Origin of the sequence: Clostridium sp. MT-14, from assembly GCF_042436595.1 — a bacterium.
Classification (GTDB): domain Bacteria; phylum Bacillota; class Clostridia; order Clostridiales; family Clostridiaceae; genus Clostridium_B; species Clostridium_B aromativorans.
Window position 1 is genome coordinate 43,452 of the sequence record NZ_JBHMIY010000020.1, and the last position, 14,494, is coordinate 57,945.

Below are 14,494 nucleotides of genomic sequence, written 5' to 3' on the forward strand. Positions count from 1 at the left end.
CACTCCTCATCATCATTTCATCCTGACATTTATAGAATTGGCATGAGCTGTAAGTCCCTCTGCCTCTGCAAGCTTTACAATTTTATCCCCTACCTCTAAAAGCGACTTCTGAGAGTAATAGGTGAAACTGAATTTTTTTATAAAATCATCTACAGAAAGAGGTGAAAAGAATCTAGCTGTTCCGCTTGTAGGAAGCACATGATTTGGACCTGCCATGTAGTCTCCCAGAGGCTCTGGTGAAAATTTTCCCATGAATACCGAACCTGCATTTTTTATTTTTCCCAATACCGGGAATGGATCTTCTATACATAGTTCTAAATGTTCAGGTGCTATTCCATTAGCTAAATTCACGCCCTTTTCTATGCTGTCCACTATAAATATTGCCCCTCGATTTTTCAAAGACTGTATTATGATGTCTTTTCTTTTTAAATATTTAATTTGTTTTAAAAGTTCCCTTTTTACCTCAGCAGCCAATTTCTCAGAAGTTACAGCCAGTACCGCCGATGCAAGTACATCATGTTCTGCCTGGGACATTAAATCTGCTGCCAGATAGGAGGGATTTGCCGTTTCATCTGCAATTATCAGTATCTCGCTCGGACCTGCTATCATATCAATATCAACAAAGCCATATACACTTTTTTTAGCCATGGCTACATATATATTTCCCGGTCCCACTATCTTATCCACTTTACAAATTGTTTCAGTGCCGAAAGCCAATGCACCTACGGCCTGAGCTCCTCCCACTTTGTAAATTTTATCCACCCCGGCTAAATCTGCAGCAACCAAAATTTTAGGATTTATAGTTCCATCTTCTAAAGGAGGTGTAACCATAGTTATATCTTTAACCCCTGCCACTTTAGCAGGAAGGGCATTCATGAGTACAGATGATGGATAAGCAGCTGTACCCCCAGGCACATATATACCCACTTTCTCCAGGGGTCTAACTTGCTGACCTAACATTATCCCATTGTCTTTAGTAACCATCCATGAATTCCTCTTTTGCTTTTCATGAAAAAAAATTATATTCTGAGCTGCTGTTTTCAACGCTTCTATAAATTCATTATCTGTCATTTCATAGGCATTTTCTATTTCCCGATCTGTTACTAAAATATTGTCTCTGCCTACTTTTTTGCTGTCAAATTTGTTTGTATATTTTACAAGTGCTTCATCTCCATTTTTTCTCACATCTTCCAATATATCATTGACTGCTGCAATTGCACTTTGTTGATTTTTCTCCTCTTTATTTCTGAAATTGCTTAGATACATTCTGCCATCTTCTGTATTTGCAAATATTGTATTTATAATATCATCTTCCATGATATTCCTCCTAACTTAAAGCTTTTTCCCGTGCAGTAATTTGCATTTGAACCTTATCTATTATTGTCTGTATCTCACTTTTTTTCATCTTCATACTAGCTACATTAACCACCATTCTAGCACTTATGTTACATATGTCCTGATAAATAACGAGCCCATTTTCTTTTAATGTATTGCCTGTTTCAACTATGTCAACTATGGCATCTGCAAGTCCCAATATAGGAGCCAATTCCACAGAACCCTCTATTTTTATGATTTCAACATCTTGTCCTAATTTTCTAAAATAATCTCTAGCCACATTCGGATACTTAGTTGCAATTTTCTTCCTATTGTAACCGGAATAAAAATTGGAATTTCTGGGTCCAGCCAGAGAAAACTTACAGCACCCGAACCCTAAATCCAGCACTTCATAAAAATTTTTATTCTGTTCAAGCAGAGTATCTTTTCCAACTATCCCTATATCAACTACTCCATGCTCTACATATGTGAGCACATCCGGTGCCTTCACTAGAACAAAATCTATATTGTCCTTATAATTGTGAAATATGAGCTTTCTTCCCTTATTCATGATTTCACTGCAATCTATATGTGCCTTTTGAAATATGTTCACTGCTTCCTTTTCAATTCTTCCCTTGGTTAAAGCTATCCTTATTTTCTTGATATTCACCATTTAAATTTTTCCATCCCCTATTTTAATAAATTTCATATTATTTTTATCAGCATATTCCACTGCTTTATTTTCATTGTCAAAAAGACTCATCTCTGCAATTATTCCGCTCCTCCTAAGTTCCTGAGCCTTTTTATAAGCTTTTTTAAAATCTTTTTTATCATAATGTACCAGTACTTTCTCATATACTTTTCCATAGAATATTTCATTATACTTAAGGGCAGCAATTACTCCATCCACGTCTATGGCAAATCCTGTAGCAGGCTCATCGTCTCCAAATTGGCCTACCAAATTATCATACCTTCCCCCACTCAATATATTCCCTCCAAAACCATGAGTATAACCCCTGAATATTATTCCAGTATAGTAATCTATATGATGGACCATGCCTAAATCTACGGACAGATACTCCTGAAGCCCTATGCTTTTTACAATCTCATACACTTTCCCAATATCCCCAAGGCATTCTAAAGCATTTTTATTATCGGTAAGCTCATATGCCCTCTCAATTGTCTCTATACCACCAAAAAGCCTTGGCAGTTCACTTAGAATATTAAAAGAGTCCTCATTAAATTTATCCTCATTTGTATGTAATACCTCATTTAACGCTGTAAAATTCTTCATGTCTATACTTTTTCTCAGTTTTTCCCTCTCCACATCATCTATATTTAGCTGATCTACCAAAGCTTTAAACAGCTTAGCATGGCCAATTTCCACCTTGAAATTCTTAAGTCCGCAATTTAACAGACAAACTATTCCAGTTATTATGACCTCTGCATCTGCAGCAGTATTATCTGTTCCTATGATTTCAATTCCTGACTGGGTTATCTCGCTATTTTTACCCTTTAAACTTTCATTAGCCCTGTACACATTTGAATTGTAGCATAACCTAAGGGGATGAGCTACTTCCCTTAATTTTGTCCCCGCAATTCTAGCAATGGGTGTGGTCATATCAGCCCTCAATGCCAAGATTCTTCCTTGACTATCAATCAATTTATATATTTTTTCTTGAGGTAATATGGAATTGTTCCCATTAAAAGTATCATAGAATTCCAAAGTTGGAGATTTTACCTCCATAAATCCGCTGGACACATATGTTTTCCTCAATATATTTTCTATATCTATTTTTTTGCTGCATTCTTCGAATAAAATATCCTTTGTTCCATCAGGTATATATTTTTTCCAATTGGTCATAGAGTTCACTTCCTTATTTTATCATGCTAATGCTTTAATTCAGTGCAGTAATAAATTAATCATTATTTTTATTTTACCAGTTAGTTTGTAAAATAGCAATACAAATAAAAAACTTATAGCAAAAATTTATAAATAAATTTATTTTTATAAAACGTATTTATATTATACAGTTGAAATATTTTGTTTTTCTATTCTTGTTGAACGCAATATATATATGTATTATATTTATATTGTGTCAAGTCATCCTCTAGAGAAAGGAGTGTATTTTCATAAAAGGACTATTTAAGGGAACTAAAGGAAAGATATTATTAATTTTAATAATATGCTGTTTATATCTATTTATACCCCCTTTAAGGCATGGGATTGACAAATCCATCAGTGTACTAAAAAATGTAGACGTGGATTCAGTCAGAAGTTATGTTCTAAGCTTCGGCATTTTAGCACCAATAGTATCATTTTTTTTAATGGTACTTCAATCAATAATTGCCCCCCTACCCGCATTTATAATAACCTTCGCCAATGCAGGGATATTTGGATGGATAAAAGGTGCCATTTTATCCTGGTCAAGTGCTATGGCAGGAGCAGTTCTCTGCTTCTATATAGCTAGATTTCTAGGCAGGGATGCAGTTGAAAAGCTCACATCCAAAACCGCCATAGAAAAAGTGGATGAATTTTTTAAAAATTATGGTAAATATGCTATACTAATTGCAAGATTATTACCTTTTATATCTTTTGACATAGTCAGTTATGCAGCAGGTTTGACTTCCATGGGATTTTGGCCGTTTTTCATAGCAACTGGATTAGGACAACTCCCTGCTACTATCATTTACTCCTACATAGGCGGAATGTTGACAGGTACAGTTAAAACTCTAGTAATTGGGCTGCTGTTTCTATTTGCAGTAACTACTCTGGCATTTTTATTGAAAAAGATGTGGAATGATAAACATAAATACGCATAAAAAAACCACCTGCGGTGGTTTTTTTATATAGAATAAATTATTATCAATGATAGCCTTTATTATCTTCTATTTCCAAAAAAACAAAGCGAAAGCATTCCGGCTCCACAATGAGTAGCCATTCCGAGCCCCAAAGGATTTATAATAAATTTGTTATTGTGGAATTCCTTCTCCATTACCTTTTTCAACATATTTGCATCTTCCAGACAATCTCCATGAGAAATACCTATAACCTGGCCTTCAGTGCTCACTGCCCTTTCTCTAAATCTATCAACTAGATATTTAATTCCCTTTCTTCTTCCTCTAACATTAGCTACATTTTTAAGCGATCCATCACTACAGATATATATTATAGGCTTTACATCTAGAAGAGTTCCTATAACTGCCTTGGATGATGATATCCTTCCACCCTTCTTCAAGTGTTTTAAATCCTCTACCATAAACCAGTAATTCATCTTCAGTTTATTGTCATCCAGCCACTTTACAATTTCATCCTTGCTTTTACCTTCTTCTGCCATTCTACAAGCACCATATACCAAAAGTCCAAGTCCTATGGAAGAACCTTTACTGTCAACTAAAGTTATATCGGCATCCTTAAACTCACTGATTATAGATTCTCTTGCCAGTTTTGAACTGTTAAAGGTGCCGCTTATAGCTGAGGACATTCCAATATATACAATCGGTCTTTTTTCTTTTAGCAATTCTTTAAATTTCTCAGCAAACCTGTATTCATTTATTTGAGATGTATATGGCATTTCCCCATTTCTCAAGCCGCCGTAAAATTCCGCGTAACTCAAGGATTTTCCAAAATCATCTTCATAATCCTTACCTTTAAAATGACACGTTAAACCTAAAAATGGAATATTTTTTTCTGCTATAAAGCTTCCCGGTAAATCACATCCTGCATCAGTCATAATTATAGGCTTAGTCATCAGCATCTCCCCCAACGTAAAATAGGATTAATTTCAATCACTACAGTAAACATTATACAATACTTTGTCAAATACATAAATCAATATATTATGAATAATAAGTAACAGCATAATTTTTATACCAATACTTTACTGTTATTATAACAAAAATACCATTTATTTACCATACTTAATAGGGGGTTTTAAATAAATAGCGTATATTTCTAAATTTTAAAGTAATTAATTCCTGCATCAAACAGCTTCTGATCTTTATTTCCCGGAATATTTTTCATGATATTCTCTCCAATTCTTTCTGAATGGGCCATCTTGCCAAGTATTCTTCCATCAGGACTGGTTATACCTTCTACTGCATAATAGGAACCATTTGGGTTAAATCTTATATCATAGGATGGGTTCCCATTAAAATCTACATATTGGCTGGCAATTTGACCTCTATTCTTCATTTCTTCAATGGCAGCAGAACTTGCTACAAATCTTCCCTCTCCATGAGAAACTGCTATAGAATATATATCGCCTACAGACACGTTGTTAAACCAGGGAGAAAGATTTGAGACCACTTTGGTGTTTACTACTCTGGACACATGTCTTCCTATTTTATTATAAGTAAGAGTAGGATAATTCTCCTCTATGTCCCTTATCTCTCCAAATGGAAGCAGCCCTAATTTTATAAGTGCCTGGAATCCGTTGCATATTCCAAGTATCAATCCATCCCTTTTATTTAAAAACTCCATTACAGCCTCCTTTATCTTTGAATTTCTAAAGAATGCAGCAATAAATTTTCCGGATCCATCTGGTTCATCTCCAGCACTGAATCCTCCTGGAATCATAATTATCTGTGAAGAGTTTATACTTTTTACAATTTCATTTACAGATTCCTCTATTTGAGCACCAGTCAAATTTCTGATTATAACAGTGTCTACATCTGCCCCTGCTTTCTGAAAAGCTCTTGTGGAATCATATTCACAGTTAGTTCCCGGGAATACAGGAATAGTCACTTTTGGAGAAGCTATTTTTATTTTTGGATACAATTTATGTTTTCTACTAAAAAGATTTGACTTTATTTCTTCATTTTCCAATGCAACCTTGGTTGGAAAAATATTTTCAAGACTCTTTTCCCATGAAGCTTCCATTTCCGAAATGGATATTTTAATCTCACCTATATCTATACACTGTTCTCTTTGGGTAATTCCAATAACCTTATAGTCAATCTCTTTTAACTCCTCTTCTAAAATTTCATTTTTATCTAATTCCACTATCATGGAGCCGTAATCTGGTGAAAACAGATCTATGTTTTCCCAGTTATCCGCAAACTTCAATCCTATTCTGTTTCCAAAACTCATCTTACTTACAGCTTCACAGATGCCGCCTCTTTTTACAGTACTGGCTGATAATATTCTTCCTTCTGATATCAATTTACCTATTAAACTGTAATTCTTTCTTATCTTCTCAAAATCAGGGAGTTGAAAATCATCTCTAGGTGCAGGTATAAATACTACATAACTGCCATATCCCTTAAACTCAGGGGATATGAGTTTATCAGCTTCTCCCGTAGTAACTGCAAATGAGACCAACGTAGGTGGTACATTCATATCTTTGAAACTTCCAGACATGCTGTCCTTTCCACCTATAGCTGCAACTTCAAGCTCTCTCTGTGCATAGAGGGCACCAAGAAGTGCTGCAAGAGGCTTCCCCCATTTAAAAGGATCCTTTCCCAATTTTTCAAAGTACTCTTGAAAAGTCAATTTTATGTTATCCATCTGTCCACCTGAACATACAATTTTAGCTATCGATTCCAGTACTGCATACACTGCACCGTGAAATGGACTCCACTTTGCTATATCTGGATTATACCCAAAACTCATCAAAGTAGCAGTGTTTGTGCTGCCCTTTAATACAGGAAGCTTGGCAGCCATAGCTTCTATAGGAGTATCCTGATATTTACCTCCATAAGGCATAAATATACTTGAGGCTCCCACAGTGCTGTCAAATCTCTCTATCAATCCCTTTTGACTGCATACATTTAAATTCTGCAGCGTTTCAAACCAGCTTCTTAAAATACAGTCCCCGCTTTTTGCCTCGCTTTTCCTGCTTTCAAAATAACTATTAATATCCGGAGATTTAATATTAACATCTGTTTTTGCTCTTACACCGTTTGTATCCAAAAATTCTCTACTTAAATCTACAATGGGATTTCCTCTCCATAACATTTTCAATCTTCCGCTATCTGTCACATACGCTACTTTTGTGGCCTCTAAATTTTCCTCTCTGGCATATTTTATAAAGTCTTCTTCATGTTCCCTGTCCACAACTACCGCCATACGTTCCTGAGATTCTGATATGGCAAGTTCAGTTCCATCCAATCCCTCATACTTTTTTGGCACTAAGTCAAGGTTTATTTCAAGTCCCTCAGCCAGCTCTCCTATGGCCACCGAAACGCCTCCGGCTCCAAAATCATTGCATCTTTTAATCATCCTGCTGACTTTTCCTTTCCTAAACAACCTCTGTATTTTCCTTTCAGTAACAGGATTTCCCTTTTGAACCTCAGCACCTGAAGTCAATATGGAAGTTTCGGTATGCTTTTTAGAAGAACCAGTTGCTCCTCCACATCCATCCCTTCCTGTCCTTCCTCCCAGCAGTATCACCACATCGGATATTTCAGGTTTTTCTCTTTTCACATTTTCCAATGGAACAGCTCCTATGACAGCCCCTATTTCCATCCTCTTGGTTACATAATCTTCATCATATATTTCAGAAACCATCCCGGTTGCAAGGCCTATCTGATTTCCATAGGAACTATACCCCTGGGCAGCTCCTAAAGTTATTTTTTTCTGAGGTAGTTTTCCCTTTAGTGTATCTTCAACTTTAGTTCTCGGATCTCCACTCCCAGTAACTCTCATAGCCTGATATACATAAGCTCTTCCAGATAGAGGATCACGTATTGCACCGCCAAGACAAGTTGCAGCTCCACCGAAAGGCTCTATCTCAGTAGGATGATTATGCGTTTCATTTTTAAACATTACAAGCCATTTTTCATTTTTACCATCTACATCCGCATCCACAACTATGCTGCAGGAATTTATCTCATCAGATTCATCCAGATTCTTTAGTTTGCCGCTTTTTTTAAGTATCTTCATTCCAATGGTAGCTATATCCATAAGGCATCTAGGTTTTTCATCTTTATTATATATTTCATTCCTCAGCTTTAAGTAATATTCATAAGTCCTCTTTATGGGGATTGAATACTTTCCCTCCTCAACCATTACGTTCTTCAGTTCAGTATTAAAAGTAGTATGTCTACAGTGATCCGACCAATAAGTATCTATAACCTTTATCTCTGTTATTGTAGGATTTCTTTTTTCCTCTTCTTTGAAGTATTTCTGGCAAAAAATCAGATCTTCAACACTCATGGCAAGTCCCCGTAATTTTATAAACTCTTCTAAGCCATCATGACTCATTTCTATAAACCCGTGGATTATCTCCACACTATCTGGAATATGTAACTTTTTATCCAAGTTTTCAACCTTTTCAAGGGAAGCTTCTCTTGAATCAACTGGGTTTATGCAGTAGTTCTTTATTTTTTTAAACTCACCATCTGATATATGTCCATATATCACATATACCTTTGCAGATGTAACATGAATTTTTTCACTTTGAGTTAATATTTGAATACACTGAGATGCTGAGTCGGCTCTTTGATCATACTGTCCTGGAAGATATTCCACAGCAAAAACTCTTGTATTCTCATCTCTGGGCAGATCTTCCTCATATATTTTATCCACAGTTTTTTCGGAGAATATTATATATTTTGATTTTTCGTATTCATCGTCACTGATGTTCTCTATATCATAACGGTTTATTATTCTTATATTTTTCAATCCGTGAATATTAAGACTTTCGCTGACATCCCTAAGAAATCCTTGAGCTTCTATATCAAATCCCTTTTTTTTCTCTACAAATAGCCTTTTGACACCCATCGTACTCTCTCCTTGTTTCTTATTTTTTTTCGAACATTTATATTATTTTTTTTAAAATTATTCGTAGATATTATATCATAAATATACAGCTTTGTGAACAATATAATTGAATAAAACCGACATTGGTGACACCCCTATCTTAAAAAAAATTCAGGTGTCAGCAATATCAGTTTTCCTCATAAATTCTTCTAAAATATAGTAAGATGAATAACAATCCATGCCTAGACTCTCCAGAAGTGCACGATAATCACTTGATACACAGTATTTCTTTTACATTTTTCCCAAATACCTTAGAACTATCATAAAAGTATTTTCTCTCAGAAACTACCCCTCTGACTATATGTCCCGTACTGGTAATTATTTCAGTCTGTTCACCAAACTCACAATCCTTCAGGCTCACGCCTCTTAAAAATACTTTAATTGTCCTTTTATCCTGACAAAAATCCATATTTTCCACTTCGATTAATCTTCCTTTTTTTATCATTTAACTCAACCCCGTTATAGTTTTAATAAATTGTATGCGGAAAAAATATGAAATATAATTACTAAGACAAATAAAATGCTGTCCACAAATATGTGAACAGCAAAACTATCAAATAGCACTATTTATATAAAGGAAAGCTATGGCACAACTCAACTACCTTTTCTTTGATGCCGCTCAGATCTTTATCTCTGTTTTCTACAGCTGAATTTATAAAATAAGCTATCTTTTTCATCTCATTTTCTTTAAAACCTCTGGTAGTAACCGCAGGAGTACCCAGCCTAATTCCACTGGTAATATTTGCACCAAGCTTATCAAAAGGTACTGCATTTTTATTGACGGTTATATTTACAGTATCAAGAAGTTCTTCTAAATCTTTTCCTGTAATTTTTTTATCAGTAAGATCCACAAGTATAAGATGGTTATCCGTTCCCCCGCTTACAATTCTAAATCCATATCTTTCAAGCTCTTCTGCCAGAACTTTGGCATTTTTTACAACCTGAGCTATATACTCTTTATATTCATCTGTAAGAGCTTCTCCGAAACAAACAGCTTTTCCTGCAATAACATGCATCAGAGGTCCTCCCTGCATTCCAGGAAAAATTGTCTTGTCAAGAACAGCTCCATATTTATCCTTGCATATTATAGCTCCTCCTCTAGGTCCCCTCAGTGTTTTATGTGTAGTAGTCGTTACAAAATCAGCATAGGGAACGGGGGACATATGTTTTCCTGCTGCAACAAGTCCTGCAATATGTGCCATATCCACCATCATATACGCACCAACTTCATCACATATACTCCTTATTTTCTTAAAATCTATCTCTCTGGAATATGCACTTGCACCTGAAACTATCATTTTAGGTCTATGTTCAAGAGCCAAATCTCTCATCTTATCATAGTCAATTCTCTCTGTTTCTGGATTTAATCCATAGGGGATAAAATTATACAATTTTCCGGAAAAACTCACCTTGCTTCCATGAGTTAAGTGCCCTCCATGGCTTAAGCTCATACCAAGAACTGTATCTCCCGGTTTTAAAACAGACATGTACACTGCCATATTTGCCTGAGAACCTGAATGAGGCTGTACATTTACATGTTCCCCCCCCAAAAAGCTTTTTCATCCTGTCTCTTGCAAGATTTTCAACTTTATCTACTGCATAACATCCTCCATAGTACCTTTTGCCCGGATATCCTTCTGCATATTTATTGGTAAGAAAAGATCCCATGGCCTCCATTACAGACTTACTTGTGAAATTCTCTGAAGCAATAAGCTCTATGCCATTTTCCTGTCGTTCAGCCTCTTCCTCAATTATGCCAAAAACGGCCTTGTCACTATTTTTTAATTCACTAAAATCCACTTCTTATCAACTCCTTACAAATTATTTGTATCTCGTATATAATTATACTGTAAACCTTTAACATCTATCAATACACTACTTTATAACTTGAATTTGCACAAGCGACTTACTTTTTTTTCACTATTTCATGTCAAGAACCCATATGCTATAATAAAACAATGATATATTTTACCATAGGGAGATCAATTTATATGGATATTAACAGAATAGTAAATTTAGCTGCTTATGCAGGAAAAATAATGCTGGAAAGCGGTGCGGAAATTTACAGAGTAGAGGAAACAATAATTAGAATAAGTAAAAATTATAACATAGATGATATAGATGCCTTTGTGACATTGAATATAATCATAATTTCTGCTTCAGATAAGTATGGTCAAACCATATCATTGATAAAAAGAGTAAGACAGAGAACCCTGAATCTGGAGAAAATATCTCAGGTAAATAATATTTCAAGACACATAAAAGATGAGGCCTATACCTTAGATGAGATGGAAAATAAATTATCTAAAATACAGTATTCAAAACCCTACAGTACAAAGATAATTATATTGTTTTCAGGTATAGCTGCTGCTTTTTTTTCTCTTGTATTTGGCGGAAACCTGCATGACTTTTTAGTATCCTTTATCATAGGATGTATTTTAAGCATTCTCTCTAAATCTTTAGGCCTTCTTCAAGCAAATGAATTTTTCATAAACATAATATGTGGGGCCGTCACTGCTCTAATAGCTCTGAGCAGTGTTCAACTTGAAATAGGCTCTCATGTAGATACCATAATAATAAGTTCCATCATGCTTTTAGTACCTGGCCTTTCAATAACCAATGCCATAAGAGACACCATGGCCGGTGATCTCATATCCGGAATTTCAAGGGGAATTGAAGCTTTTTTAGTAGCCATTGCCATTGCAGTGGGTACAGGATCCATATTGAAACTGTGGCTTGTTCTAGGAGGACTTTAATTATGATAATAAATTCCATATATATTTTAATCGCCACTTTATGCTTTGGCATAATCGGCAATGTTCGTGGAAAAAATCTTGTATTTTCATCCATTGGAGGAGGTATAACCTGGTTTTTATATTCAATTTCCTCCCACTATATAGGTTCCTCCAGTATATTATGTTTCTTTATAGCCTCGGTATTCGCATCTATTTACTCTGAAATAATGGCCCGAATCTTAAAAACTCCCGCCACAACTTTTATCATAGGTGCAATTATACCTCTGGTTCCCGGTGGAAATATGTATAATGCCATGTTTCAATATGTACAGGGAAATATAAATCAATCTCTACTTATCGCCTTCAAAACACTGGCTATTGCTGGTTCAATAGCTGTAGGTATATTTTTTATATCTTCAGTATTTAAAGCATCTGCACTCTTTAACAGAAATTTCTTTAAACATAATAGGTTATAAAATAAATTTTTTTATAACCTCTCCTATGGCCCCATTGTTATTATCATTTTTTGTAATATAATCTGCAGATTCTTTCAGTATTTGACGGGCATTGCTCACTGCCACTCCAAGTCCTGCAGCTTTAATCATGCTCTTATCATTCTCGTCATTTCCCACAGCTATACATTCACTGATAGGTATCCTATAATAATCTGCCAAAGCCTTCAATCCATTCCCCTTGGAGTTTCCCCTGCTGATTATTTCAATATTGTCTATGCCGGATTTTGTTATACCTACCTTAGTACTGCCCTCTATTTTTTTTCTCAATCTCTCTAAATAACCTAAATCTGAATCTATGGCCACTAATTTATGGATATTCTCTTCAGTACTTTCTATAAATTTTCGCGAATCCGGTAAAATGCTTATCTCCATTCTAAATTTTCTATCTATTTTTCTGTTGAATTCATAAAATCTTTTCGTAGTGTATTTAAACTGCTCACAATAAAGTCTGTGATCATCGTAAAAATGATAATACGTATCTTTTTCTTCTCTCAAAATATCTATAGTTTTAAGAATTTCAACCTTATCCACAGGCTCGGATTTTATAACATTCCCATTTTCATCTAATATCATAGAACCATTACAACATATCACAGGTTGATTTTGAAATAATGTATGGTAATAAAATTTTAGCGATCCAGGCAATCTTCCCGTAGCCATGACAACTTTTATTCCCAATTCACTTGCCCTACGTATCATATCCACGTTATATTGGGATATGAATTTTTCATCATCTAAAAGCGTACCATCCATATCCATAGCAATAATTTTATAGTTCATATTTATAACACTCCAATTTTTTTATACTTGATTTTTCAAATTATATGTATATCTAAATAATTATCCTGCTGTAAGGTATAAACTTTAAATTGAGAACATAAATTTTATTTATAATACTCTATATAAAGGTGATTATAATGAAAAAATTTTTTATACTTTTAAGTGTTATTTTGATCAGTATTTTTACTCTTACATCATGTAATTATAAATTAAATAATACATTTCCCTCTCGCAAAAAACCAAATAATTTTTATTATACAAATTTACTTGCTCAAAATTTAACCACATCTTCACCTAAAAAATGTATTATAGAAGAAAGTAATTTTCATGACCAAGAGGAACTAGGAGAAAGAAACATTTCAGATATAAAAAGCATGTTAAAAATCCTTAAAAAGAATAATTTCATAGATAGGCCAAAAGATCTTCCCAACAAAACTTCCTACAAAATTATATTTACCTTCAATAAAGAAAAACTGCTTATAAACGTATATAATGAAAAATACCTGTCTATCTATCCCTGGGATGGAAACTACCCTATGGATTATATAGACATGAATAAAATTCCCATATCCTTAAATTTATATTATCTAGGCAAATACATTTTTAAGAATTACTAATTCCAATAGCTCATCCTTAAACTTTACATTATTGTATCACAGCTGCAGAAATAAACATATATTATAAATGTATAAATATAATGAAAGGTGAACATTATGTTCGTTTGTCCTTACTTTGCACATAGAACTCACTATAGAATGCCTCAAACCGCTCCTGTTTCCTATATAAGGTTCTTAAATGCCAGCCCTAATTCTCCTGCAGTAGATGTATATTTAAACGAGCGCCTATTGTTTAGAAATTTAACCTATAAATCTTTTTCCAACTATATAAATATACCTTACGGAACTTACAATATAAGAGTATTTCCAGCAGGAAGCGTGCAAAATCCAATTATAGATGAAACTCTACCTATACCAGCAGAAAAAATATTTACCATAGCCGCTGTAGACCGCTACCCAAACATAAGCCTATTGCCTATAGAAGATATACGTCGTCCAAGAATTCCCAACAGATCCCTTATAAGATTTATAAATTTAACTTCTGATTCTACAGAACTGGATCTTGCACTTTCCAATGGAAATATACTTTTCCCGAACGTTTCCTACAAAGAAATAACAGAATATATACCTATAAATCCTGGAGTATATACTCTGGAGGTAAATACTTCTGATTCCCACAGCAGAGTCCTTCATGTACCTAACGTACGATTAACTCCAAACAGATTTTACAGTATATACTCAGTGGGAAACCTATCCGGTTCTCCCGAAATTCAAGTATTGATTCCTCTTGACGGGAACAGTTATATTGAATTTTAGATTTATGGTAAA

Annotated in this window: 12 protein-coding genes and 1 pseudogene; 5 read left to right on the forward strand and 8 right to left on the reverse strand. The window is 34.5% G+C overall.

Features of this window, described 5'->3' with window-relative positions; translation table 11 throughout:
* Positions 1-12 precede the first annotated feature (12 nt).
* The 3 genes from hisD to ACFHWD_RS13580 are packed head-to-tail and all read right to left on the reverse strand — an operon-like array spanning position 13 to position 3,178.
* Positions 13-1,305 (reverse strand): histidinol dehydrogenase, encoded by a 1,293-nt coding sequence (gene hisD / locus ACFHWD_RS13570; protein ID WP_378062341.1) that lies wholly within the window; start codon positions 1,303-1,305, stop codon positions 13-15.
* 22 nt (positions 1,306-1,327) lie between these two features.
* Positions 1,328-1,987 (reverse strand): ATP phosphoribosyltransferase, encoded by a 660-nt coding sequence (gene hisG / locus ACFHWD_RS13575; protein ID WP_179977208.1) that lies wholly within the window; start codon positions 1,985-1,987, stop codon positions 1,328-1,330.
* On the reverse strand, positions 1,988-3,178 hold the full coding sequence (locus tag ACFHWD_RS13580; protein WP_179977207.1) for an ATP phosphoribosyltransferase regulatory subunit: 1,191 nt from the start codon (positions 3,176-3,178) through the stop codon (positions 1,988-1,990).
* Between the two features lie 269 nt (positions 3,179-3,447).
* Here ACFHWD_RS13580 and ACFHWD_RS13585 point away from each other — a divergent pair, with 269 nt between their 5' ends.
* Positions 3,448-4,137, forward strand: coding sequence for a TVP38/TMEM64 family protein (locus ACFHWD_RS13585; protein ID WP_150357815.1), 690 nt, complete (start codon positions 3,448-3,450; stop codon positions 4,135-4,137).
* Positions 4,138-4,196: 59 nt separating this feature from the next.
* On the opposite strand, the gene ACFHWD_RS13590 is transcribed toward ACFHWD_RS13585, so the two are convergent.
* The 4 genes and pseudogenes from ACFHWD_RS13590 to glyA all read right to left on the reverse strand — a co-directional run bounded on the left by ACFHWD_RS13590 (position 4,197) and on the right by glyA (position 10,879).
* A complete protein-coding gene (locus ACFHWD_RS13590; RefSeq protein ID WP_150357817.1) occupies positions 4,197-5,066 on the reverse strand; it encodes a DegV family protein in 870 nt (289 codons plus the stop codon).
* Positions 5,067-5,269: 203 nt separating this feature from the next.
* Positions 5,270-9,040, reverse strand: coding sequence for a phosphoribosylformylglycinamidine synthase (locus ACFHWD_RS13595; RefSeq protein ID WP_378062327.1), 3,771 nt, complete (start codon positions 9,038-9,040; stop codon positions 5,270-5,272).
* 247 nt (positions 9,041-9,287) lie between these two features.
* Entirely contained in the window at positions 9,288-9,524 is a 237-nt protein-coding gene (locus tag ACFHWD_RS13600; protein WP_150357821.1) for a hypothetical protein, read from the reverse strand.
* A gap of 118 nt (positions 9,525-9,642) precedes the next feature.
* Positions 9,643-10,879: pseudogene (glyA, locus tag ACFHWD_RS13605) on the reverse strand (serine hydroxymethyltransferase).
* Between the two features lie 191 nt (positions 10,880-11,070).
* Between glyA and ACFHWD_RS13610 the strand changes: the two are divergent.
* Positions 11,071-11,835 carry a threonine/serine exporter family protein gene (locus ACFHWD_RS13610; RefSeq protein ID WP_150357823.1) on the forward strand — a complete coding sequence of 255 codons (765 nt, stop codon included), beginning with the start codon at positions 11,071-11,073 and terminating at the stop codon, positions 11,833-11,835.
* A 2-nt stretch (positions 11,836-11,837) separates the two neighbouring features.
* Positions 11,838-12,290 carry a threonine/serine exporter family protein gene (locus ACFHWD_RS13615; RefSeq protein WP_150357824.1) on the forward strand — a complete coding sequence of 151 codons (453 nt, stop codon included), beginning with the start codon at positions 11,838-11,840 and terminating at the stop codon, positions 12,288-12,290.
* Here ACFHWD_RS13615 and ACFHWD_RS13620 read toward each other — a convergent pair.
* Positions 12,285-13,109, reverse strand: coding sequence for a Cof-type HAD-IIB family hydrolase (locus ACFHWD_RS13620; RefSeq protein ID WP_150357825.1), 825 nt, complete (start codon positions 13,107-13,109; stop codon positions 12,285-12,287). The genes ACFHWD_RS13615 and ACFHWD_RS13620 overlap by 6 nt on opposite strands.
* Before the next feature lie 137 nt (positions 13,110-13,246).
* Here ACFHWD_RS13620 and ACFHWD_RS13625 point away from each other — a divergent pair, with 137 nt between their 5' ends.
* Positions 13,247-13,726, forward strand: coding sequence for a DUF4883 family protein (locus ACFHWD_RS13625; RefSeq protein WP_150357826.1), 480 nt, complete (start codon positions 13,247-13,249; stop codon positions 13,724-13,726).
* Between the two features lie 96 nt (positions 13,727-13,822).
* Positions 13,823-14,482 (forward strand): DUF4397 domain-containing protein, encoded by a 660-nt coding sequence (locus ACFHWD_RS13630; RefSeq protein ID WP_378062330.1) that lies wholly within the window; start codon positions 13,823-13,825, stop codon positions 14,480-14,482.
* Positions 14,483-14,494: the final 12 nt, after the last annotated feature.